At 66.6% G+C, this 19,951-nt stretch carries 23 protein-coding genes; 10 read left to right on the forward strand and 13 right to left on the reverse strand.

Annotation, left to right across the window (positions count from 1 at the left end):
- Positions 1-27: 27 nt before the first annotated feature.
- On the forward strand, positions 28-231 hold the full coding sequence (locus tag AC1DC5_RS11155; protein WP_224047615.1) for a hypothetical protein: 204 nt from the start codon (positions 28-30) through the stop codon (positions 229-231).
- Between the two features lie 221 nt (positions 232-452).
- Here AC1DC5_RS11155 and AC1DC5_RS11160 read toward each other — a convergent pair whose 3' ends face one another.
- The gene (locus AC1DC5_RS11160; RefSeq protein WP_476865164.1) at positions 453-1,304 is read right to left on the reverse strand and encodes a GOLPH3/VPS74 family protein; all 852 of its coding nucleotides are present in this window, start codon (positions 1,302-1,304) and stop codon (positions 453-455) included.
- 74 nt (positions 1,305-1,378) lie between these two features.
- On the reverse strand, positions 1,379-1,558 hold the full coding sequence (locus tag AC1DC5_RS11165) for a VOC family protein (RefSeq protein ID WP_441405941.1): 180 nt from the start codon (positions 1,556-1,558) through the stop codon (positions 1,379-1,381).
- 84 nt (positions 1,559-1,642) lie between these two features.
- On the opposite strand from AC1DC5_RS11165, the gene AC1DC5_RS11170 reads away from it, so the two are divergent.
- From AC1DC5_RS11170 to AC1DC5_RS11180, 3 genes are all read left to right on the forward strand, one after another.
- On the forward strand, positions 1,643-3,001 hold the full coding sequence (locus AC1DC5_RS11170) for an NAD(P)H-dependent oxidoreductase (RefSeq protein ID WP_476865165.1): 1,359 nt from the start codon (positions 1,643-1,645) through the stop codon (positions 2,999-3,001).
- An 81-nt stretch (positions 3,002-3,082) separates the two neighbouring features.
- Entirely contained in the window at positions 3,083-3,811 is a 729-nt protein-coding gene (locus tag AC1DC5_RS11175) for a FadR/GntR family transcriptional regulator (RefSeq protein WP_441405939.1), read from the forward strand.
- A gap of 105 nt (positions 3,812-3,916) precedes the next feature.
- Positions 3,917-5,242 carry an MFS transporter gene (locus AC1DC5_RS11180; RefSeq protein ID WP_441405938.1) on the forward strand — a complete coding sequence of 442 codons (1,326 nt, stop codon included), beginning with the start codon at positions 3,917-3,919 and terminating at the stop codon, positions 5,240-5,242.
- 108 nt (positions 5,243-5,350) lie between these two features.
- Here AC1DC5_RS11180 and AC1DC5_RS11185 read toward each other — a convergent pair whose 3' ends face one another.
- Genes AC1DC5_RS11185 through AC1DC5_RS11200 form a run of 4 tightly spaced genes read right to left on the reverse strand, consistent with a single transcriptional unit; the run spans position 5,351 to position 8,555 of the window.
- Entirely contained in the window at positions 5,351-6,334 is a 984-nt protein-coding gene (locus tag AC1DC5_RS11185) for a sensor histidine kinase (protein WP_441405937.1), read from the reverse strand.
- Between the two features lie 14 nt (positions 6,335-6,348).
- Positions 6,349-7,023 (reverse strand): response regulator transcription factor, encoded by a 675-nt coding sequence (locus AC1DC5_RS11190; RefSeq protein ID WP_441405936.1) that lies wholly within the window; start codon positions 7,021-7,023, stop codon positions 6,349-6,351.
- A gap of 1 nt (position 7,024) precedes the next feature.
- On the reverse strand, positions 7,025-7,756 hold the full coding sequence (locus AC1DC5_RS11195; RefSeq protein WP_441405935.1) for a DedA family protein: 732 nt from the start codon (positions 7,754-7,756) through the stop codon (positions 7,025-7,027).
- Between the two features lie 10 nt (positions 7,757-7,766).
- Positions 7,767-8,555 (reverse strand): phosphatase PAP2 family protein, encoded by a 789-nt coding sequence (locus AC1DC5_RS11200; RefSeq protein WP_441405934.1) that lies wholly within the window; start codon positions 8,553-8,555, stop codon positions 7,767-7,769.
- 134 nt (positions 8,556-8,689) lie between these two features.
- On the opposite strand from AC1DC5_RS11200, the gene AC1DC5_RS11205 reads away from it, so the two are divergent.
- Positions 8,690-9,073, forward strand: a complete 384-nt coding sequence (locus tag AC1DC5_RS11205) for a VOC family protein (RefSeq protein WP_441405933.1) — start codon at positions 8,690-8,692, stop codon at positions 9,071-9,073.
- A gap of 48 nt (positions 9,074-9,121) precedes the next feature.
- Here AC1DC5_RS11205 and AC1DC5_RS11210 read toward each other — a convergent pair whose 3' ends face one another.
- Complete coding sequence (locus AC1DC5_RS11210; RefSeq protein WP_441405932.1) at positions 9,122-9,361, reverse strand: hypothetical protein; 240 nt, start codon at positions 9,359-9,361, stop codon at positions 9,122-9,124.
- Between the two features lie 167 nt (positions 9,362-9,528).
- Between AC1DC5_RS11210 and AC1DC5_RS11215 the strand changes: the two genes are divergently transcribed.
- The 3 genes from AC1DC5_RS11215 to AC1DC5_RS11225 all read left to right on the forward strand — a co-directional run bounded on the left by AC1DC5_RS11215 (position 9,529) and on the right by AC1DC5_RS11225 (position 13,208).
- Entirely contained in the window at positions 9,529-10,608 is a 1,080-nt protein-coding gene (locus AC1DC5_RS11215; RefSeq protein WP_441405931.1) for an NAD(P)-dependent alcohol dehydrogenase, read from the forward strand.
- A 128-nt stretch (positions 10,609-10,736) separates the two neighbouring features.
- Positions 10,737-11,759: a zinc-dependent alcohol dehydrogenase family protein gene (locus AC1DC5_RS11220; protein WP_441405995.1), complete on the forward strand. Its 1,023-nt coding sequence runs from the start codon at positions 10,737-10,739 to the stop codon at positions 11,757-11,759.
- 102 nt (positions 11,760-11,861) lie between these two features.
- Complete coding sequence (locus AC1DC5_RS11225) at positions 11,862-13,208, forward strand: MFS transporter (protein ID WP_441405930.1); 1,347 nt, start codon at positions 11,862-11,864, stop codon at positions 13,206-13,208.
- Positions 13,209-13,262: 54 nt separating this feature from the next.
- Here AC1DC5_RS11225 and AC1DC5_RS11230 read toward each other — a convergent pair whose 3' ends face one another.
- From AC1DC5_RS11230 to AC1DC5_RS11250, 5 genes are all read right to left on the reverse strand, one after another.
- A complete protein-coding gene (locus tag AC1DC5_RS11230; RefSeq protein WP_441405929.1) occupies positions 13,263-13,937 on the reverse strand; it encodes a DNA alkylation repair protein in 675 nt (224 codons plus the stop codon).
- A gap of 68 nt (positions 13,938-14,005) precedes the next feature.
- On the reverse strand, positions 14,006-14,842 hold the full coding sequence (locus AC1DC5_RS11235) for an ABC transporter permease (protein WP_441405928.1): 837 nt from the start codon (positions 14,840-14,842) through the stop codon (positions 14,006-14,008).
- Complete coding sequence (locus AC1DC5_RS11240; RefSeq protein ID WP_476865166.1) at positions 14,839-15,777, reverse strand: ATP-binding cassette domain-containing protein; 939 nt, start codon at positions 15,775-15,777, stop codon at positions 14,839-14,841. The genes AC1DC5_RS11235 and AC1DC5_RS11240 overlap by 4 nt, the downstream gene beginning before the upstream one ends.
- A gap of 38 nt (positions 15,778-15,815) precedes the next feature.
- A complete protein-coding gene (locus AC1DC5_RS11245) occupies positions 15,816-16,661 on the reverse strand; it encodes a DUF4097 family beta strand repeat-containing protein (protein WP_441405926.1) in 846 nt (281 codons plus the stop codon).
- Positions 16,662-16,750: 89 nt separating this feature from the next.
- Positions 16,751-17,239 (reverse strand): type II toxin-antitoxin system HicB family antitoxin, encoded by a 489-nt coding sequence (locus AC1DC5_RS11250; RefSeq protein ID WP_441405925.1) that lies wholly within the window; start codon positions 17,237-17,239, stop codon positions 16,751-16,753.
- A gap of 169 nt (positions 17,240-17,408) precedes the next feature.
- Between AC1DC5_RS11250 and AC1DC5_RS11255 the strand changes: the two genes are divergently transcribed.
- Positions 17,409-18,041 (forward strand): DUF998 domain-containing protein, encoded by a 633-nt coding sequence (locus AC1DC5_RS11255; protein ID WP_441405924.1) that lies wholly within the window; start codon positions 17,409-17,411, stop codon positions 18,039-18,041.
- 4 nt (positions 18,042-18,045) lie between these two features.
- On the opposite strand, the gene AC1DC5_RS11260 is transcribed toward AC1DC5_RS11255, so the two are convergent.
- Positions 18,046-18,588, reverse strand: coding sequence for an ArsR/SmtB family transcription factor (locus tag AC1DC5_RS11260; RefSeq protein ID WP_441405923.1), 543 nt, complete (start codon positions 18,586-18,588; stop codon positions 18,046-18,048).
- Positions 18,589-18,662: 74 nt separating this feature from the next.
- Here AC1DC5_RS11260 and AC1DC5_RS11265 point away from each other — a divergent pair, with 74 nt between their 5' ends.
- Positions 18,663-19,913 carry an MFS transporter gene (locus AC1DC5_RS11265; RefSeq protein WP_441405922.1) on the forward strand — a complete coding sequence of 417 codons (1,251 nt, stop codon included), beginning with the start codon at positions 18,663-18,665 and terminating at the stop codon, positions 19,911-19,913.
- The last annotated feature ends 38 nt before the right edge of the window (positions 19,914-19,951 follow it).

The raw sequence follows: 19,951 nt of genomic DNA on the forward strand, positions 1-19,951 counted from the left end.
CGGATTCACGAATGGAAGCACTGAACAATGACGTTTGAAACTGCCACCTCTGTCACCCACAAGCTCTGGGACCGCTCCACGATGCACCACGAGCTCGACGCCCTCATCCACGATCTCTCGGTCCGGCACAACACCCCGAAGAGCAACATCGCGGTCCACGCCAGCGGCCCCAGCACGTTTACGCTCAGCCTGAACCACGGCGAAGCCAACCTCGAGACGGTCAACCTCTAGCACTACCCACACGCAACACCACGACGACGGCGGGAGTCTCCCGCCGTCGTCGTCCCGTTTCGGCCGAAGGTCACCGGGAAGCGGACCGCCGACTTTCGCCGAACTAGCCCTCCTCTGATCCGGCCTCAGGCGATCTGCACCATTGAAGACACAAGCTGCTCGTGTACGTCACCCTCCACGTAGCGCGCATGGCCAACGAAGACCGTTCCTAGCCGCCGGCGTCACAAGGTTGCGGCTTCTTCCTGCGCCAGCCTGACCAACAGAAGTTCGTCCTCCACCGCCCGGGAAGGCCAATAGTCCTTCGCCAGCTCGCTTGCCCGGCCCCTATCCGCTGCCGGGAAGAGCTTGCCGAACAGCCCGGCCGCATGAAGCAGGGCAATCAGCGCCGTGGTCCTGGCGTCGGTTTCCTTGGAACCAGGCGGAGCATCCGGCTTGGTGCCGTGCCCGGCGTCGGACTCCGTAGAAGCCGACGCCGTATCGGGCTTGGTGCCGTGCCCGGCGTCGGACTCCGTGGAAGCCGACGTTGTATCTGGCTCGACGGCGGCCGCCGTGGATTCAGTCGCCCCATCAGACGCACTGGCATCGGGCTCGGCCTTAGGCTTCGCGGATTCGGCCGGGGCACCGTTCAGTGCCGCCTGGATCCTGTCCAGGAGCGCAGCTTCGGGGCTGTGGTCCTTCTCCGGGTACCGCATGGACTTGAAGATGCCCAGGTGTTTTTCGCCGACATGTTCCACGATTCCCCGCGACGCCATCCCTTCGTAGACACGCTGCACTTGGGCCCGGCCTTCCAGCATGGAAACCCACTGCTTGGGCGTGTGGGGCCGGGATTTGCCACGGATGAGCTCCAGTTCGTGCTGGAAGTCCGTTTGCGGGGCTGCACCCGTAGCCTTGACGTGCTTCCCGTCCAGCCCGATGGCACCAAGCAGGTCCAATTCGGCCAGGATTGCCCCCGCCAAAGTCGTCCTGAGTGCGAACACCGGCACTTCAGGTTTGCCGTCTTTGTCGTTCGTCGCCAACAACAGGAAAGCCTGCGGAAGGCTCAGTTCCGCCGCTTTAGGTTTTTCAGCATCCATACGATCATGGTGGCGCAGTTGGCCAGCCACCACAATGAAGATTTTCCGGCGCATACGCCGGCATGACCCCCGGATCAGACGTGCTGGTCGACGAGCACCGGGTTGCCATCCGGGTCCAGGACGATGAAGCTCGCCGGCCCCGCTGTTTCCTCGTCTGCCTCGGCAAAGAATTCCGCGCCTTTGGCCTTCAGCTCCCCTGGAGCTCGCGCACAGACGGAATCGTCACGAAACGGCCACTTCTTGACATGACTCAAGTCACATGTGAAAGTATAAACATCAGATGGTCAGACCAGCTGGCCAAGGTCTCAAACTTTAGTTTCCTACAAAGGAGTAGCCCCATGAACCTGTATTCCTTGATGCAGAAACGCACCGCCCAGCAGGGTCCCATCCGCGTCGGCGTCATCGGCGCGGGAAAGTTCGCATCCATGTTCCTGACGCAGGCTTTGAACTCCGAAGGGATCCACGTCGTCGGCGTTGCCGACATCGACGTACCGAAAGCCCGGGGCGCCATGCAGCGGACCGGCTGGCCGGCCGAGCGCTACGCAGCGAAGAACTTCGCCGAGGCCCTTCGGAACGGCACAACGTTTGTCACCGACAGCTCATCCGACCTGATCCAGCTCCCCCAGGTCGAGGTCATCCTGGAGGTCACGGGCAACCCGATCGTGGGCACCGCCCACGCCGTGCAGAGCATCGACAACGGCAAGCACATCATCATGGTCAACGTTGAAGCCGACTGCATGGTCGGCCCGATTCTTCAGCGCCGCGCCGAGGCTGCCGGCGTCGTGTACTCCATGGCCTACGGGGACCAGCCCGCGCTGATCTGCGAAATGGTCGACTGGTGCCGGACCGTCGGATTCGACATTGTCGCTGCCGGCAAGGGCACCAAATACCTCCCCGAGTACAACTACTCCACGCCGGACACCGTGTGGAACTACTACGGCTTCAGCGACGAGCAGCTGGCCTCGGGCGACTTCAACCCGAAGATGTTCAACTCGTTCCTGGACGGCACCAAGTCCGCCATCGAGATGGCCGCCGTCGCCAACGGCACCGGCCTGATCCCGCAGGACGAAGGCCTCTTCTTCCCGCCCGCCGGAGTTGACGATCTCCCCCACGTCTACCGCGAAAAGTCCGTCGGCGGCATCCTCACCCGGCGCGGCACCGTGGAAATCGCGTCCAGCCTCAACCGGGACGGCACCGAAGTGGAGCGGGATCTCCGCTGGGGCGTTTACGTCACGTTCGAGGCCAAAACCGACTACGCGGTGCAGTGCTTTGCCGAGTACGGGGTCAAGACCGATTCCACCGGACGCTACGGCTCGCTGTACCGGCCGTACCACATGATCGGGCTTGAGCTGGGCGTCAGCATCGCCTCTGCAGTGCTCCGGGGCGAAGCCACCGGAACCCCGACCGGCTTCCGCGGCGACGTCATGACCACGGCCAAGAAGGACCTCAAGGCCGGCGAAACGCTCGACGGCGAGGGCGGCTACACCGCCTTCGGCAAGCTGGCTCCGGCGAAGATCTCGCTGGAACGCAACGCCCTCCCGCTGGGCCTGGCGCATGGGATGAAGCTCAAGCGCGACGTTCCCAAGGACGGCACAGTGTCCTGGGACGACGTCGACGCCGACGAGACCCTGCTGGCCGTACAGATCCGGCGCCAGCTGGAGAGCGAATTCCGCGCCGAAATGCTGCTACCCAGCTAGGTCAGACCATCAGGCCGACGAACTAGGATGGGAGTGCCGCCGGCGGCGTGCCGGCGGCAGGAAATCAATGAGGTGGTCGGCATGACGGCAGAAGCATGGGAACCGGTACAAAGGGTTCGCACCTACGAACAGGTTATGGCCCAGATCGAGGACCGGATCCTGGATGGACGGCTCAAGGCCGGAGACAAGTTGCCCAGCGAGCGGGACCTCTCCGCCCTGCTGGGTGTCTCCCGGCCCTCGCTCAGGGAATCACTCCGGGTACTTGAAGCCCTGGGCATCGTGGACATTCGTCCCGGCGGCGGCGTCGAAGGAGGCGCAGTCCTGGTAGGCGAGCCCGGATCGGGGTTCGTGAACCTGCTCAAGCTTCAGCTGGCCCTCGGCCAGTTCGAGCAAACAGAGGTTCTCGAAACCCGCATTGCACTCGAGACCTGGTGCTGTGAGGAAGCCGCGGTACGGGCAACCGAGCAGGACCACCGGGAACTGGGCCTGATCCTGGACCGGATGGACGACCCGAACATCACCACGGCCGAGTTCAACAAGCTGGACGCCGCGTTCCACGTCCGGATCGCCGAATCCACCGGCAACTCACTCGCATCCCACCTGATGGGTTCACTGAGAGTCGCCATCAACCGGCAAATGATCGAGGCCTACGCCCGGCTCGAAGACTGGAAAGAAACGGCCCCCGTGGTGCGCCGCGAACACCGTCACATCCTGGACGCCCTCCAGCGCAGGGAACCGACGGAAGCGAGGCAAGCCGTGGGCGACCACATCCGCAGCTTCTACAACATTGGAAAAAACGTCGAGGCCTGAACCCACCTCGGTGACGCCGGACTCCGGAATCACCCAAGTGCAACGCCTGCGGCAACGCGGGGCAGGGAAAGTCCCTGTTCCATATCGAAGGAGATATGAACGCAGATGAGCGCTCTTATGCAATCCAAGGCTCAGCAGGCTGAGCACGGTTCACCCGACAAAAAGAAGGTCGCCATCGGCAGCGCCGTCGGCACCACCATCGAGAACTACGACTTCCTGGCCTACGGAACGGCAGCCGCCCTGTACTTCGGTACCGCGTTCTTCCCCGGCAGCGATCCCCTCTCCGCAACCCTGCTGGCCTTCGCCACCTTGGCAGTGGGATTCGCGATGCGGCCGCTCGGCGGACTCATCGGCGGCTACCTCGGCGACAAGTACGGCCGCAAACCTGTCCTCGTCGGCGCGCTTCTTGTGATGGGCGCCTCCACCTTCATGATCGGCCTCCTGCCAACCTACGAGCAGGTCGGCGTCCTCGCGCCCATCCTTCTCGTCTGCATCCGCGTCGTCCAGGGCTTGGCATTCGGCGCCGAATGGGGCGGAGCCATCATGATGACCTTCGAGCACGCCCCGTGGCGCAAGCGCGGCGAATACACCGGAATCCCCCAGGCCGGCGTCCCGCTGGGCCTGCTGCTCGCCAACCTCGTCTTCCTGGCCACCACCGGTTGGAACAACGAGTGGTCCTGGCGCGTGCCCTTCCTGGCCAGCTCCCTCCTGATCATCGCCGGCATCATCATCCGCCTGAAGGTCAGCGAATCGCCCGAGTTCGAAGAAACCAAGGCCCGCGGCGAACTCGTCAAGAACCCCCTGCTGACCGTCATCAAGGACGACTGGCGCACCATTCTGCGCGTCATCGGGCTCCGCCTGGCCGAATCCGGCGGCTTCTACATCATCGTCACCTACCTGCTGTCCTACATCACCTCGAACAAGATCGTCGACCGCCAGACCGGCCTGACCGGACTCGTGCTCGCCGCCGCTATCGGCGTTGTGGCTACCATCCTGTGGGGCCGCCTCACCGACCGCATCGGGCGCCGCAAGCTCTACCTGATCGGCTGCACCGGCATGATCCTCTTCGCCTTCCCGATGTTCCTGATGGTCAACACGGCCGTCCCGTTCCTGGTCGTCCTCGTCTACATCATCGGCCTCCCCATCCTCCATGACATGCTGGCCGGCTCACAGGGGGCATGGTTCTCCGAACTGTTCAACGCCAACACCCGCACGTCCGGCGCATCCATCGGCTACCAGTTCTCGGCAGCCCTTTCCGGCTTCATCCCGCTCATCGCAGCGGCCACAGCGGCAGCGTTCGGATGGACCGGTGTCTCCATCGTCTACATCGGCTGCGCCGCCATCGGCCTCATTGCGGCAATCGCAACCCGGGAGACCTGGGGACCCCGCCAGCGTCAGGAAGTCGATCAGCTCGTCGCCTCCGGCAAGTAACACGCACTGATATCCGCCGTTTGTGGCCCGGGCACCCGCCCGGGCCACAGCCGCGTCCGGGGTCAATTTCGCGGCGCCGCAAGCGACGTGAGGAACCGCGGCCCGCTCTCAGCGCCGGGCCAGCGGAAGCCTGAGCTTCATCGTCGTACCGCTTGGTCCGGTGCGGTCAATCTCGACAGAGCCGCCGGCGGCCGTGGCGATTTCACGGACCAGTGCCAGGCCGATGCCGAAACTGCGCCGGCTCCCGGATCCGTCCGGGCCGGCAGTCCTGACGAAGCGGTCAAAGATCCGGGCCTGGTCGACGTCCGTGATTCCGGTTCCGGTGTCCGCTACACAGACAACCGCCTGGTTGCCTTCGGTTCCTGTCCTGATGATAATGCTCCCGCCGGACCCCGTGTGGGCCAGGGCATTGTCGGCCAGGGCGAGCACCGCCCGCCGCAGGGAGTTCCGGTCGATGCGGGCCAGCGGCTGGCCGCCGTCGTCGGAGAAGGACAGCCGGACTTCCTGCCGCGCCGCAAGTTCCTGCAGGCTTTCACTGACGGCCCCAGCGACGTCGGCGAGCTCCACCGGCTCCGCGGCGGGCTCCGGCGCGGCTCCGGTGGCCGCCAGCAGGAGTTCGTTGACGATCCCGGTCAGGGTGGCCGCATCCTCCCGGATCTTGCCCAAGGCCCGGCCCGGTTTGGATTCAGGGTTGGCGTCGCGCTGGGCGAGCTGGATGCGCGCGTCCAGGATGGCCAAGGGCGTGCGCAGTTCATGGCTGGCATCCTGGACGAACCGCCGCTGCAGGGCAAGCGCTTCCCCTAGCGGCCGGATGGCGCTGCGTGCGCTGAGCCACCCGACGGCACCCGCCAGGACGATTCCCGCCGCTCCTGCGATGATCATCGCTTCGATCAGGTCTTTGGAATCGAGATAGGTGTAGGCCTCCCCGTGCGCAACGGAGCCAGGCAGGTCGGGGTGCGCCAGCTTGTTCATCAGGTAGGCGGTGGCGGCGGCGAGGAGGCAAAGAACAAGCACCGCGCAGGCGGCACTGGTCCGTAAAGCGACTTTGAGCGAGGCCCGCCGAAGTGTGTCGCGGTCCGGTTCGCCTGTCACCGGGGATATCCGATTCATGGGGCATCGCCGATCTGGTAGCCGACGCCGTGGACAGTTCGGACCACGGCCTTGGAAATCTTCCTTCGGAGGTGGTGGACGTACGTGTCGATCAGGCCGGGCTGGTCGGCGGCCCGGAAATGCTCGCCGAGCAGTTCCTCCCGGGTGAATACCCTGCCCGGTTCGGCGGCCAGGGCGGCCAGCAGCTCGGCTTCCTTTGCGGTGAGGGAGACCAACTGCCCGTAGATCGAGCGCACGGAACGGGACACCGGATCGAGTTCCCAGTCTCCGATGCTTACGGGCGCGGGTTCCGGCGTGAAGGTGCGCGTCAGGGCGCGCAGACGCGCCGCGAGTTCACCGGCGTCGAACGGTTTGGTCATGTAGTCGTTGGCCCCCGCATCCAGACCCCTGACCTTTTCATCAGTGGCCCCGAGGGCCGTGAGGATCAGGATCGGCGTCGGGACCCCCTTGGACCTCAGCGCGGTGATCAGCGCGACGCCGTCCATCAGGGGCAGGCCCCGGTCGATCACCATAACGTCCCAGTTCTGGGTGAGCGCCAGGTGCAGGCCGTCCAGGCCATCGGTGGCCAGCCGGATCCGGTAGTCCGTTTCCAGCAGTTCTGCGATCAGCGGACCCAGGGTCGCGTCGTCCTCCACCAGGAGCAGGGACGGGCGGCCGTCAGCGGTTGTCATGTCAGCTATTCTCTCGTGCCATGCCTTCCGCCGGCAGATCGCCTGCGGCGTCGCCGTAGTCAGCTGCGGGTTCGGTAGCTGCTCCACGGTTCCGGCGGCGGCGTTTCAGGAACTGGATAACCCACGGCAGGACGGAGACGAGGACCATAACAACGGCAATGACGTCGATGTTGTTGGCGACGATCTCATAGTGCCCCAGCCATGTCCCGAGCAGCGTCACGGACGAGCCCCAGGCCAGCGCCCCGGCGATGTTCCAGAGCGTGAAGGATTTGTACTCATAACGGGCGATGCCGGCGCTGAGGGGGGCGAACGTCCGGACCATGGGCACAAAGCGGGCCAGTACGACGGCGGCTCCGCCGTGGCGGCGGAAGAAGTCCTCCGTGGTGGTCAGGTGCGCCGTCTTGAGGATCCGCGCGTCGTCCTTGAACCACCGGCGGCCGAACCTGCGGCCGATCATGTAACCGACCTGGTCGCCGGCCACCGCAGCGGCGGTGATGACGCCGATAAGCACCGGCAGCGTCAGGTGCAGTTGCTCATGCAGGAGGCCTGCGGTGAAGAGCAGCGAATCCCCGGGCAGGAAGGGGAACAGCACGCCGGATTCGATAAACACCATCAGGGAAATGACGCCGAGCGCCGCCGGGCCCAGGCCCTCGAGCAGGCCCGCGGGGTCAAGGAGGGACGGGGATCCGGCCGCTAATGCCGGGGCGAGTGCTGAAGCGTAAATGCCGTGCATGGTCACGTCCTTAAGATCGGGTGGATCGGGTGGAACCGGTTGAACCGGTTGTTCGGGGCGAGGCCGCAGCCGGGAGGCGGTCCAAGATGCGGGGAACGAATCGGTTCCACAGGCCTCCGAGCAGCAGCACTGCCGCACTCGCCGCGAGGAAGGAGGCCGTCACATCGGTGGGGTAGTGGACCCCGATGTAGAGCCGCGACCATGCCACCACCAGGGCCACCACCACGGCGGCAGCCGCAGTGGCCTTGGCCCAACGGGTGCCGCGGGCCAGGAAGTACAGCGCAAATCCCAGCGCGACCGCAAAGGAAACGTGACCGCTGGGGAAGCTGTTGGAGCCGGTTTCGGGCGAAAGCGGATCGAACAGCAGGGCGGGGTTGGGCCGCTGGCGGGCGATGACGATTTTGAAGAACTCACTGGCCACCCAGCCGGAGCAGGCGACGAGGCCGAATGCGACGCCCTTCACAGGGGAGCGGCGGACCACCCAGAGATAAAGCGCGACGGCGGCCACCAGGACCACGCCGGCCGCCGGGCCGAACACCACGTTCAGAAACATTGCCACGCCGGTCAGCAATGCGGCGTGGTGCAGGCTGAGATCCTGGTCGACAACGAGCTCGGCCGCGCTGCTGCCGGGCACGTGCTGCACCGCCACTCCGAGCGCGAGGACGGCCGCGCACAGCAGCGCGCCCCACAGCAGCCAGTGGCGGACCTGCGGAAGAGCCCAGAACTGCGGGCGGGCGGCCAGAGGTGTGGCGGCGGGGTTCCGTCCGGTCGTGCGGTCAACGGGGGCTGGTCCAGGCATGGCGTCCTACGGATCGGGGCAGGGGCGCTGTCCGGCGCCTGCTTCCACTCTCCAGTGCGGCCTTTAAGAATGGCTTAAGAAGTACCGGGCCCATCCAGCAGCAATCCCGGCCGTGCAGCGGTACTGTGAGGCGCATGGAGATGCGCCTTGAAGTTGTGCAGGTACCCGTCGCCGACGTCGACCGGTCCAAGTCGTTCTACACCGAGAAGCTGGGCTTTGTCCTCGACCACGATGTTGAGTACATCCCCGGGATGCGGGTGGTGCAGCTGACGCCGCCGGGTTCGGCTGCTTCGGTCGTCATAGGAACCGGAATGACAAGCATGGCACCGGGCAGCCTCGAAGGGCTGCAGCTCGTCGTGCCGGACATCGGTGCGACCCGAGCCGAGCTCCTGGCCCGGGGCGCCGATATCAGTGAGGTCCAGGACATGGGCGGGGTGCAGTTTGCCTACTTCGCTGACCCGGACGGCAACCGCTGGGTCATCCAGGGTGCAACGTCTCCGGCCGCCATGCGCAAGTAAGCAAAAGGGGGGACAGTCCAGGATCCGCATGCGTCCGGGACCCTGAGATCAACGGTAGGCCGGTATAGCGATGTACTGGTTGATATTGGTGGATTTGAAGGCCGCAAACGTCAATGTGGATTGGCCGCCCTGCGGATTCCCCACCACGACGGTCTGCTTGGCGGAGTTCACGCCCAGCAGCGCGTAGGAGTGGTCGGACACCAGCTTGCCTTCAGTGTTGGAGGTCCCAGGCGTTCCGAGGCCGTTCGCGAATGCTGTGAAACGAAACGGAGTATGTGCCGTTGCCATTGTCGTGAACCATATTCACGATGGTGTCGGGCGCCCGGGCGGCGACCGTCAGCAGGGCCACGACGAAGTAGCAATCCCCGGTGTCCACCCTTGACTGGTGTACGCCGTACACTCTAGTCTTTATTCAACAGGTGTACGCCGTACACCCTGAGGAGTAGGAGCTTCAAGTGAACGCAGTCCAGGCCGGCAGTATCCACGCTCCGCGCGGCGCAGGCGACGCCGGCAGTCATGCGGGCGTCACGATGAGGGCGGCAACCTACCGCCGTTTTGGCGGCCCGGAGGTGGTCCGCGTCGAGGAAGTCCCCAAGCCCTCGCCGCGTCGGGACGAGGTCCTCATCAGGGTTCACGCCAGCACGCTCAGCGCAGCCGACCGCCGGGCGCGCAGCCGCACCGTTCCGGCGGGCATGCAGGTCCTCTCCGCCCTGGCGCTGGGCGCCTTCAGGCCGCGGCGCAGGATTCTGGGCATGGACATTGCCGGCGTTGTCGAGGCCACGGGTCCGGGCGTGAGCAAGTTCCGGGTCGGCGACGAGGTGGTGGCCATGCTGGGGGCCAAGTTCGGCGGACATGCGGACTACGTGACAGTCCGGCAGGACGGGCCCATCACCGCCAAACCGCGCGGCATGAACTTCGCGGAGGCCGTCACGCTTGTTTTCGGCGGACTTCCGGCCCAGGCGTTCCTGGCGCGCGCCGCCGTCGAACCCGGCCGGACCGTCCTCATCAACGGGGCCTCCGGCGCGGTGGGCACAGCTGCGGTGCAGCTCGCCAAACACCGCGGCGCGCATGTCGCCGCCGTCTGCAGCGGCGGAAAAAGCGGGCTGCTGACCTCCCTCGGCGCAGACCGTGTGATCGACTACACCGCTGAGGACTTCACCGCCGGGGGCCAGACTTACGACGTGATCATGGACTGCGTCGGCAATGCCCCCTTCAGCCGGGTCGCTTCCAGCCTGAACCCGGGCGGTGCACTGCTTCTGGTCATCGCGGACCTCAAGGGGATGCTGCAGGCACCCGGCAACAGCCGCCGGAGCGGAAAGCTCGTCACCGCCGGCGATCTCAAGCTCAACTACACCGCGGAAGACCTGGCCGCCCTCGTCCGCCTCGCCGAAGACGGCCGCTACCAGGCCGTCATCGACCGGACCTACCCGCTTGCCGAAATAGTGCAGGCCCACCGCTACGTGGATACCGGCGTCAAAAGGGGCAACGTCATCGTGCAGGTCGCCACCGAATCCCCGAACCGCGGAACATTCTAAGGCCACCCCCGGGGCGGTACTTATGGGCAGCCGGAACAGGGGCTATCGCCAGCACCCTGCCGGCGGATACCGTGCTGGCAACCACTCCCCCGCGAACACACCAGAAGGGACCCGGCACCGTGGAACTCATGACCGTCTGGACCACCCGCGGCGACGGAATCGCCAAGCTCTCGGCCGCCCGGGTGCCCCGGCCCGCCCCCGGCCCGGAGGAAATCCTGGTCAGAATCAATGCGCTCTCCCTGAACTACCGGGACCTGATGGTGATCAACGGGCGGGACGGCTGGAAACCCCCGGCGCCCGTGGTGCCGCTCTCCGACGCTGCCGGCACCGTGGTGGAAGCCGGCGACGGCGTCACCCGGTTCAGCGTGGGCAGCCGCGTCGCTCCGATCTTCCTGCCCAAGTGGCACACCGGGCAGCTGACCCGGGAGACCTACGTGGACCCGACCGGCGGCCCGTGCAACCGCGGCATGCTGGCCGAGTACGTCACGGTCCACCAGGATCAGGCCGCGGAAATCCCGCCGGGAATCAGCGACATCCATGCCGCCACCCTGCCTGTCGCGGCAACCACTGCCTGGCACGCCGTGGCGAGGCGAAGCCGCGTCCAGCCGGGCGAGACCGTCCTGATCCACGGCACCGGCAGCGTGGCCCTGTTCGCGCTTCAGTTCGCCGCCGCGCTCGGCGGAATCCCGATCATCACGTCCAGCAGCGATGAAAAGCTCGCGAGGGCCCTGGCACTTGGCGCCCGCCACACCGTCAACTACGCCGACACGCCGGACCCCGCAGGCCAGGTCCTGGCGTTCACGTCAGGAGAAGGGGTTGACCACGTCATCGAGACGATTGGCGGCGAGAACCTCAACCACTCGCTCAGGGCGGTCAGGATCGGTGGAACCATCAGCTTCATCGGCCTCCTCGCCGGGACCGCCGCCCGGGTCAACACCTACGAGTTCGTCACCAAGAACGTCACGATCCACGGCATTGAAACCGGCTCCCGCGAGATGTTCGAGGAGATGGCCCGCTTCATCGCAGAGCACGGCGTCGTCCCCGTGATCGACTCCACCTATTCCACCGGTCAGGTGCAGGACGCCCTCCGGCATCTCGAAGGCGGACCGTTCGGGAAGATCGTCCTTCTGCCGGCCAAGGAACCCGTCTAAGCCTTGGCACTCCCAGCGAGACGCTCCCGCCGCGCGAAGAGAGCGCACCGAAGGGGCCTATCGCCGTCGGTATGCTGTAGGCCAACGACGATGGGGGGATAGGTGGGAGTCTCTGCCGACAGCCCGGTTGTTATGGAGGAAAAGCTCCGCCGCTATCCGCCATTCGTGCGGTTCTGGCTGGCCTCGACGGTGTCCGATTTTGGCACCTACATAACTTCCGTGGCCCTCTCCGTCCTGATTCTGGTGACGATGAGCGGGACAGCCCTTGACCAGGGCCTGGTCAACGCTGCGAGGTGGGCGCCGTATCTACTCTTCGGTCTCGTGGCGGGGGTGTGGATTGACCGGCTTCCCCGCCGGACAGTACTTATCGGCGGAGACCTCGGCCGCGGCCTGATCCTGACCGGCGTGGCCCTGGCATCGGCGGCCGGCCTGCTCACCCTTCCGGCCTTGGCAATGCTGATCTTTGCCTTTGGAACACTGGCACTGACAAGTGACGCCGCGCATCAGAGCTTCCTCCCGCAGCTGGTCCCCAGACCCCTCCTGACCAAGGCCAATGCCCGGCTGCAGCAAAGCGATACCGTGGCACAAACCACCGGAGGTGCAGTAGCCGGCGGCCTGGTCGCACTGGTGACAGCCCCCTTCGCCTTGCTGCTGGATGCCCTCTCGTATTTCCTCTCCGCCGCGGTCCTCCTCACCCTCAAGCGGCCGTCCCAGGCTCCGGTCCCAAGCACACAACGGCTTCACCGGAAGGTCGCGGAGGGCCTTCGCTGGGTCTACCGGCATCCTTACCTGACGCCCTTGGCTTGCAGCACCCATATCTGGTTTATCGGCTCGTCCATCCTCGGAACCGTCCTGCCGGCCGTGATCCTGAACGATCTTGGTATGGGCGCCGTCGGTCTGGGCCTGGTCATGGGGTGTGCCGGGATTGGGGCTGTCGTCGGCACGACGGTTTCCACTCGAGTGGGCCACCGGTGGGGTACGGGCCGGACAATGGTTACGGCACGGGTGGCCCAGCCGGTCGCGATCGCGTTGGTGGCCCTGGGGCCCGTCATTGCCGGCGGCACAGGCGCGGGAGAGTCGTATGGCTCCCCGTTGCAGTGGACCGCGGAGATGTGGGCCGCCTTCGCTCTCATCGGCGCAGGGCAGCTGCTCTTTGGTGCGGCCATGGGCGTCGAAGGACCGCTGGAAATGGGATTTCGCCAAGCTGTCACCCCGGATCGCCTGATCGCCCGGATGAGTGCCACGATGCGTTCCGTGAACCGCGGAATGATTGTCATCGGCGCCCCGCTGGGCGGACTCATAGCCACCATGGCCGGCGCCGGTACCGCACTCTGGGTTTCCGTCGCGTTTCTTCTGCTGGCCTCCATGGTGCTCCTTGGCTCGAAGTTCAGAAGCGTGCGGACCGAGGAACAACAACTTACTGACGAGGAAGCACTCGCGCGCGATTGACAGCGGACGACGGCGGGACTTCCCGCCGTCGTCCGCTGCCTGGCCGGGCCTGGGTCAGCTCGCGGCGCCCTGCCGTCGCACCATCTCTTTGATCCAGGCCGGCGCGAACGGGGACGTACAGTTCGGCGGGGTCGGGTAGTCCTTGAGAACCTCGAGCCGCTCGCCGATGTCGATCGCCCGGGCACGGTGCGCGGCGTGCTGGATCCCGATCTGGGCCAGGCACATGTTCATCCCCCATTGCAGGCGATCCGGTGCGTCCTGCATCTGGGCCTCGATGGTGTCGAGCAGGCCCGGAAGGTCCAGACCCTGGGGCTTCTTCACCACTCGTTCGCTGGTCAGTGCCCAGCCGGCGCTGGCCACCACCGCGTCGGGATCCGCGGTCCAGGCCGTGCGCAGCTCCTCGGCGTGCGGGCTCTTCTTGACCACATAGTTCACCAGCCAGTCATGCACCTTGGCCGCCCGCGACTGGCGCAGCATGGCGTCCAGCTCGCCGCGTTCGAACTCCTTGGGCCGGCAGATGAGCAGCGCGAGGAGCCGGGCGGGCGTGTCATCCGTCGCCCAAAGCACCCGGGCAAGGTCCTGCTGCGTCTTCAGGCGTTTGGCGATGGCGCGCAGCTTGGAGAGATTCACGCCGTGGTCATCGCCGTGCCTCTCGTTGACCGCACGCACCTTCGGGTCCTCGAGGGCGGCCAGCTCGGCCATCAGCTCGGCGACTGTCGTCTGGGACATGGCATCCTTCCGGTCATTCATGTGCCGAGCCACCGGCCCGTCACTGTAGACAGCCTATGGCAACGTACTCAGCGCACCGACTTCCGCTCGTAGAGCGCCATCGACCAGGCGTACCCGGCGGCCGCAATCACCACGCACCATCCGATCGCGAGCACAGGGCTCCAGCCGAGCGGGGTGCCGAGCAGCAGCCCGCGGATGGCCTCAATGAACGGCGTGAACGGCTGGTACTGCGCGAACCACTGCATCCACTCCGGCATCGACCCGGTGGGCACGAACCCGCTGCTGAGGAAGGGCAGGAAGGTCAGCAGGAGGGGCAGATTGCTCGCGGTCTCGACCGACCTCGCCTGCATGCCCATGGCAACCCCGAGCCAGCTGATGGCGAACGCGATGAACACCAGCAGACCGGCGGCGGTGATCCACTCGACCGGTCCGGCGGTCGGGCGGAAGCCGATCAGCAGACCGACGCCGAGCACCAGCACGACGGCGATCATCGCCTGGATGGTGTTGCCGAGCACATGCCCGGCGAGCACCGCCGCCCGCGAGATCGCCATGGTGCGGAACCGCGCCGTGATCCCCTCGGCCATGTCCATCGATACCGTCGTCGCGGTGCCTCCGGCGCTGCCGGCGATGGTCAGCAGCAGGATGCCCGGCATCACGTAAGCGACGTACGCCTCCCGCCCGCCGGCCGGATCCGCACCTGGCAGGCCGGCCCCGAGGGTGCCGCCGAACACGAACACGAAGAACAGCAGGAGCACCACCGGGCCCAAGATGGTGAACACCGACAGGCCCGGGTAGCGGACCATGTGCAGCAGGTTGCGGCTGAGCATCGTGACGGCGTCGGCGATGACGTGGGATGGTCGGCCGGTGCCAGGGGTCGTCTTGCGTTGGGTGGTGATGGTGGTCATGACGCGGTTCCCTTCGTGTCTGCCCGGCCGGTGAGCGCGAAGAACACGTCATCGAGGTCCGGGGTGTGGATGCTGAGGTCGTCCACCTCAAGGTCGGCCGTGTCCAGGCGGTCCAGGACGGTGCGCAGCGCGCCCACCCCGCCGTCGCTCGGCACGGTGAGTGAGAGTCCGGCGTCGTCGCGGGCTGACTCCTCAAGCAGGCGGGAGGCGGCGTCGAGCGCCGCGGCATCCGCGAACCGGAGCCGGACGTGGCCTCCGGGCACCAGGCGCTTGAGCTCGTCCGGCGTCCCCTCGGCGACGATGCGGCCGCCGTCGAGCACCGCGATGCGGTCCGCGAGTTCGTCCGCTTCGTCGAGGTACTGGGTGGTGAGCAGCACGGTGGTGCCGTCCGCGACGAGGCTCCGCACGATGTCCCACATGGTGTGCCGGCTGCGCGGGTCCAGGCCCGTGGTGGGCTCGTCGAGGAAAATGACGCTGGGCGCCGAGACGAGGGTCATCGCGAGGTCGAGGCGGCGCCGCATCCCGCCCGAGTAGGTGGCGAGCGGCTTGCGGGCGGCGTCGATGAGGTCGAACTGCTCCAGCAGCTCGGCCACCCGCGTCTTTGAGCGCTTCGTCCCGAGGTGGCGCAGCCGGGCCATCAGCAGGAGGTTCTCCTCGCCGGTGAGCAGGTTGTCCACCGCGGAGAACTGGCCCGTCAGGCCGATCGCTGCGCGCACGCCGCCCGGATCGCGGACGACGTCGCAGCCGTTCACGACCGCTGTGCCGCCGTCGGGCCGGACAAGCGTGGACAGGATGTGCACGGCGGTCGTCTTGCCGGCGCCGTTGGGGCCAAGCAGCGCGGTGACAGTGCCGGCGCCCACGGCGAGGTGGACGTCGTCGAGCACGACTTTCTGGCCGTAGGACTTGCGCAGCCCGCGGACTTGGATCGCTGGCATGTTCATGTGATTCGTTCCCCTCTGCTGGTTGCCCGGGGTCACCGGGCGCGTTGGATGCTGATGTCGCTGGCCCGGGTGCGGGCACGCACGGCGACGGCCTGTTCCGACGCGCCGGGTGCGTGGTCGCCGCCGAGTTCGTTGCGCACGTGCCCGTCCTTCGAGGACAGGTCGAGCCAGGCGGGGACGCCGGGCCGGACGCCGATGGTGACCTGGCCGAAGCCGCTCTCCACCTGGATGGAACCGCTGGAGACCTCGCCCAGGTGGATGCTGCCGTAGGCGGTCTTTGCCGCAACGGAGGCGAGTGCCTTCGTGATCTCGAGGTCGCCGTAAGAAAGCTTCGCGTCGACGTCGCCGCCGGACTCCCCGACCAGGATGCTGCCGTGTGATGCCTTGAGGAGCGCGTCGCCGGTGACCGCGCCGATCCGGATCTGACCGTGGTCGGCCGTGATCTCGATGCCGCCTTCGGCCGTACCCACGGTTGCGTTGCCGTGCGAGGCGCGCAGCCACAGGTCGCCGGTGGTGTCGAGATCCACGCGGCCCAGTGAGCTTTTGATGCGGGTCGCGCCGAGGCGTCCGACGGTGCGGACGCCGCCCACCGCGATCTCGGCGGTAAACCGCGACCCCGCCGGCAGTTCGATCTTGACGTCGACCGACTCGGTGGGGCCGATCCAGCTGATCCGGGGCCGGGGGCCCTTGACGGTGACCCGCTGGCCGTCGAAGTCGACCGTGGTCTCCTCCGCGCCCCGGCGGTCCACCGCCTTCGCGGGGTTGGTGGGCGAGACGGTCACGACGGTGTCGGCGCGGTCACCGGCGAAGACGTCGATCGCGCCGACTTGCAGGTTGATGGCGAGGTCGACGGGGGCGGGGGTGTTGAAAGTGGGCATGCCGAAGTCTGCCTTTCTGTGGGTGTGTTTGTCCGGCCCCGCGGGGTTCGCGTGGCTGGTGGATAGGTGGTTGCGGTTGGGGTGGCGGGTTAGCGTGCCCAGCCCGCGAAGTTGTCGCCGGTGCGCAGCGTGCGCTGCGCGGATCGTCGCTGCTTGGGCTGGAGGGCGGTGGCCACGGCACGGACCAGCCAGGTGTTGACGGACAGTCCGTCTGCCGCGGCAGCCTCGTCCACCCGCGCCTTGAGGGCGTCGGGCAGGCGGAGGGTGGTGCGGGAGGTGCTCGCGTCGTCGAGGTCGAGGGGTGCGGCGGGGCGATCGTCGTTGTCAGGATCCGTGTTCGGCTGGGTGACGACGAACTCGACGTCGCGTCCGCGCAGCCGCAGGTCCACCGAGCCGGGCGCGAGGTCCCGGGTGATCTCGCCGGCTGCGGCCGACAGGACGTCGAGCAGTACAAGCCGCGTGGCGGCGTCCAGTCCTGCGGCGAGCCGTTCGGCGGCGGCGCGGGTATCGTCCGAGCCGTTCTCCGCGGCATCCACTAGCTGGCGTTGCAGGTCGCTGACATACTGTCCGAGTTCCATGCCACCATAGTGACACCATAGTGGTGTCACGTCAAGACTTTGTGGTGTCACTCGTTTCCGCGCAGGCATTCGTGACGACCAGCCGGTCCCGCGGGCCCGCCTCCGGGGCCCCGAGCCGGCCCTAGCCGGACCCGCGCAATTCCCGGCGTCGGGGGCTGATAATCAAGGCATGACGGCGTTATCGCACCCCCTGGCGGCGTCTGCCGCCTGCTACTCGCTGGGTGCCGTCGCGGTTGCCATCCTCCTGGTGATGGCGCTTCACAAACTCGAACCGGAATTCGACCCGTCCTGGCGGATGCTCAGCGAATATTCGCTGGGAAGGTACGGCGTGATCATGCGGATTGCCTTCATCCTCGGCGGAACCGGCGTCGCGGCATGCGGTGTCGCTTTGTGGCAGCCTGCTGGCGTGCTGGCTGTCGGGCTTCCCGTGGTTGCGCTTGGGCCGATCGGGGCGGCCTTCGTCGACACCGACCCGGTTACGACGCCGCGTGCGGAGATCACGGGCCGCAGCAAGGTCCACGCCGGTCTCGGCTCGCTCTTTATCCTGGGATTTCCCGTTGCCGCGACCTGTGCGGGAATTAGCGCAGCTACGTATTCGCCGGCCGGGCAAATTCTCGCGTGGGCGGCGATCATCCCGTGGGCGGGACTGGCCTGGTTCCTGGGTGCTGCAGTCCGGTTCGGCCAGCCCGACGCGGTCGGGAAGCCTGACGTGCGTGTCGGCTGGCCCAATCGCTTCAACATGCTGGCGTACCTAGCGTGGGTCGCACTGGCCGGCGGCCTGACACTGATCCAGGTTCTGTGAAGCCCTAGTCTGGCGACCGGTGAAGGACAAAGATCCCGCCATAGGCTGGCCGGCCCGCCCGCTGCCGGTCACTGCCGGTGTATTCGTCCAGCACCGCGCCGATCCGCCCGACGAGGTCCTCGGTGTCCTGTTCGGAGAGATGCAGGACGAAGCGGGAGAGGCTGGTGAGCGCGTCCGGTCCCGCTTCCGAGAGCTCCTCCCGGAACGCCTCGATCGGCGCCAATGGGCCGCCGGGACCAGCGTCGCGCAGTGCCGCGTCCAGATTCCAGGACCGCCCCGTGGAACGGTACGGCTTCTCCAGCGCGCCGCTTTCTCCGGCACGGACGTCGGCGGCTTCAAGGAATCCGGCCGAGAGCAACTGCCGCACGTGGTACAGCACCGTACCCGGGTCCTGGCCCAGCCGGTCGGCGAGTTGTTTGTTGGTCAGTTCGTGGAGCCCGCACAGGCGCAGGATCCTCAGGCGCAGCGGATGGGCCAGCGCTTTGATTTCCCGGGCGCTGGCGGCGGGTTTCTTCTCGTTCGCGCCCGTCGGCTCCGCGTCCGTCATGCATCCATCCTACGATCCGATGTACTTAATTCAACCCCCTTGAATTTTCTCAATCGATAGGGAATGGTTCACCCATGACTAGTTCCGCTCCGCAGGTGAAAGAACAGAGTGGTGCGCCGCTGGGTGCGTCCTACTGGAAACTCTGGACCTCATCCGGGCTGTCCAACCTCGCGGACGGCGTCTTCAAGATCGCGCTGCCGCTGCTGGCCATTCAGTTCACGCAGTCACCCACGCTGATCGCCGGACTGAGTGTCGCGGCGACGCTTCCCTGGCTCCTCTTCGCGCTCACCGCCGGGGCGCTGGCCGACCGGCTGGACCGGCGCAAGCTGATGCTGTGGGCCAACCTAGGCCGCGCGCTGTTGCCCGCCCTGCTGGTGGCCGGCATTCTGCTGGATTTGGGCTCCATCTGGGCCCTGTACGTTGTCGCATTGATGGTGGGTGTGGCTGAAACGCTCTACGACACCTCCGCCCAGTCGATCCTGCCCCAGATGGTCCACCGGGACCAGCTGTCGCGCGCCAACGGCCGGCTCTACGCCGTCGAGCTCACCGCGAACCAGTTCGTTGGCCCCCCGCTGGGCGGGCTGCTGGTGGCCATCGGCGTGGTCGCGGGCTTTGCGGCGCCGGCGGCACTGTGGCTTGCGGCCGTCGGGGCCCTGCTCCTTGTCCCGGGGGCTTTTCGGACAGAGCGGGAGGTGAAGACCACCCTGCGCTTCGACATTGGCGAGGGTTTGCGGTTCCTCTGGAACCAAAAGATCCTCCGCACGCTCGCGGTGATGACCGGCGTGTTCAACTTCGCCTCCAACGCGGCATTCGCGGTCTTTGTGCTGTTCGCCGTGGGCCCGGCCTCGGCGATGAAACTGTCCGAAGTGGGGTTCGGTGTGCTCTTGACGACCTCCGCCCTCGGCGCCTTCGTCGGGTCGTTCCTCGCCGAACGGGTGGAGGCAAAGCTGGGCCGGTCCAGGTCCCTGGCCCTCACGATCTTCGGTGGCGCGCTGTTCGTGGGTGCGCCGGCCGTGACGGACAACCCCTACGTTCTTGGCCCGCTGTTCTTTGTGGGCGGGGTGCTGATCGTGCTGTGGAACGTCATCACCGTATCCCTGCGGCAGCGTATTGCCCCCAACCGCCTGCTGGGCAGGGTCAACAGCGCGTACCGCCTGCTGGCCTGGGGCACCATGCCGCTCGGGGCGGCGGCGGGCGGCCTCTTGGCCCAGTGGCTGGGCCTGCAGGCCATGTTCGGCATGATGGGAGTCCTGACTCTTGCGCTGCTCGGGATGATGCCCATCCTCACGGACAAAGCTATTGCCGCGGCCGACGTCGAATCTTGACTTGGGCGTTCAAGCGGACGACGGCGGGAACTCCCGCC

The sequence above is a fragment of the Arthrobacter sp. 10L424 genome, assembly GCF_056395325.1.

Excerpts from the sequence above, each read along its gene's own strand:
- AC1DC5_RS11155 (WP_224047615.1), top strand. The coding sequence starts at position 28 with ATGACGTTTGAAACTGCCACCTCTGTCACCCACAAGCTCTGGGACCGC.
- AC1DC5_RS11160 (WP_476865164.1), bottom strand. The coding sequence starts at position 1,304 with ATGGATGCTGAAAAACCTAAAGCGGCGGAACTGAGCCTTCCGCAGGCT.
- AC1DC5_RS11170 (WP_476865165.1), top strand. The coding sequence starts at position 1,643 with ATGAACCTGTATTCCTTGATGCAGAAACGCACCGCCCAGCAGGGTCCC.
- AC1DC5_RS11175 (WP_441405939.1), top strand. The coding sequence starts at position 3,083 with ATGACGGCAGAAGCATGGGAACCGGTACAAAGGGTTCGCACCTACGAA.
- AC1DC5_RS11180 (WP_441405938.1), top strand. The coding sequence starts at position 3,917 with ATGAGCGCTCTTATGCAATCCAAGGCTCAGCAGGCTGAGCACGGTTCA.
- AC1DC5_RS11190 (WP_441405936.1), bottom strand. The coding sequence starts at position 7,023 with ATGACAACCGCTGACGGCCGCCCGTCCCTGCTCCTGGTGGAGGACGAC.
- AC1DC5_RS11195 (WP_441405935.1), bottom strand. The coding sequence starts at position 7,756 with ATGCACGGCATTTACGCTTCAGCACTCGCCCCGGCATTAGCGGCCGGA.
- AC1DC5_RS11200 (WP_441405934.1), bottom strand. The coding sequence starts at position 8,555 with ATGCCTGGACCAGCCCCCGTTGACCGCACGACCGGACGGAACCCCGCC.
- AC1DC5_RS11205 (WP_441405933.1), top strand. The coding sequence starts at position 8,690 with ATGGAGATGCGCCTTGAAGTTGTGCAGGTACCCGTCGCCGACGTCGAC.
- AC1DC5_RS11210 (WP_441405932.1), bottom strand. The coding sequence starts at position 9,361 with ATGGCAACGGCACATACTCCGTTTCGTTTCACAGCATTCGCGAACGGC.
- AC1DC5_RS11220 (WP_441405995.1), top strand. The coding sequence starts at position 10,737 with ATGACCGTCTGGACCACCCGCGGCGACGGAATCGCCAAGCTCTCGGCC.
- AC1DC5_RS11230 (WP_441405929.1), bottom strand. The coding sequence starts at position 13,937 with ATGTCCCAGACGACAGTCGCCGAGCTGATGGCCGAGCTGGCCGCCCTC.
- AC1DC5_RS11235 (WP_441405928.1), bottom strand. The coding sequence starts at position 14,842 with ATGACCACCATCACCACCCAACGCAAGACGACCCCTGGCACCGGCCGA.
- AC1DC5_RS11240 (WP_476865166.1), bottom strand. The coding sequence starts at position 15,777 with ATGCCAGCGATCCAAGTCCGCGGGCTGCGCAAGTCCTACGGCCAGAAA.
- AC1DC5_RS11245 (WP_441405926.1), bottom strand. The coding sequence starts at position 16,661 with ATGCCCACTTTCAACACCCCCGCCCCCGTCGACCTCGCCATCAACCTG.
- AC1DC5_RS11250 (WP_441405925.1), bottom strand. The coding sequence starts at position 17,239 with ATGGAACTCGGACAGTATGTCAGCGACCTGCAACGCCAGCTAGTGGAT.
- AC1DC5_RS11255 (WP_441405924.1), top strand. The coding sequence starts at position 17,409 with ATGACGGCGTTATCGCACCCCCTGGCGGCGTCTGCCGCCTGCTACTCG.
- AC1DC5_RS11260 (WP_441405923.1), bottom strand. The coding sequence starts at position 18,588 with ATGACGGACGCGGAGCCGACGGGCGCGAACGAGAAGAAACCCGCCGCC.
- AC1DC5_RS11265 (WP_441405922.1), top strand. The coding sequence starts at position 18,663 with ATGACTAGTTCCGCTCCGCAGGTGAAAGAACAGAGTGGTGCGCCGCTG.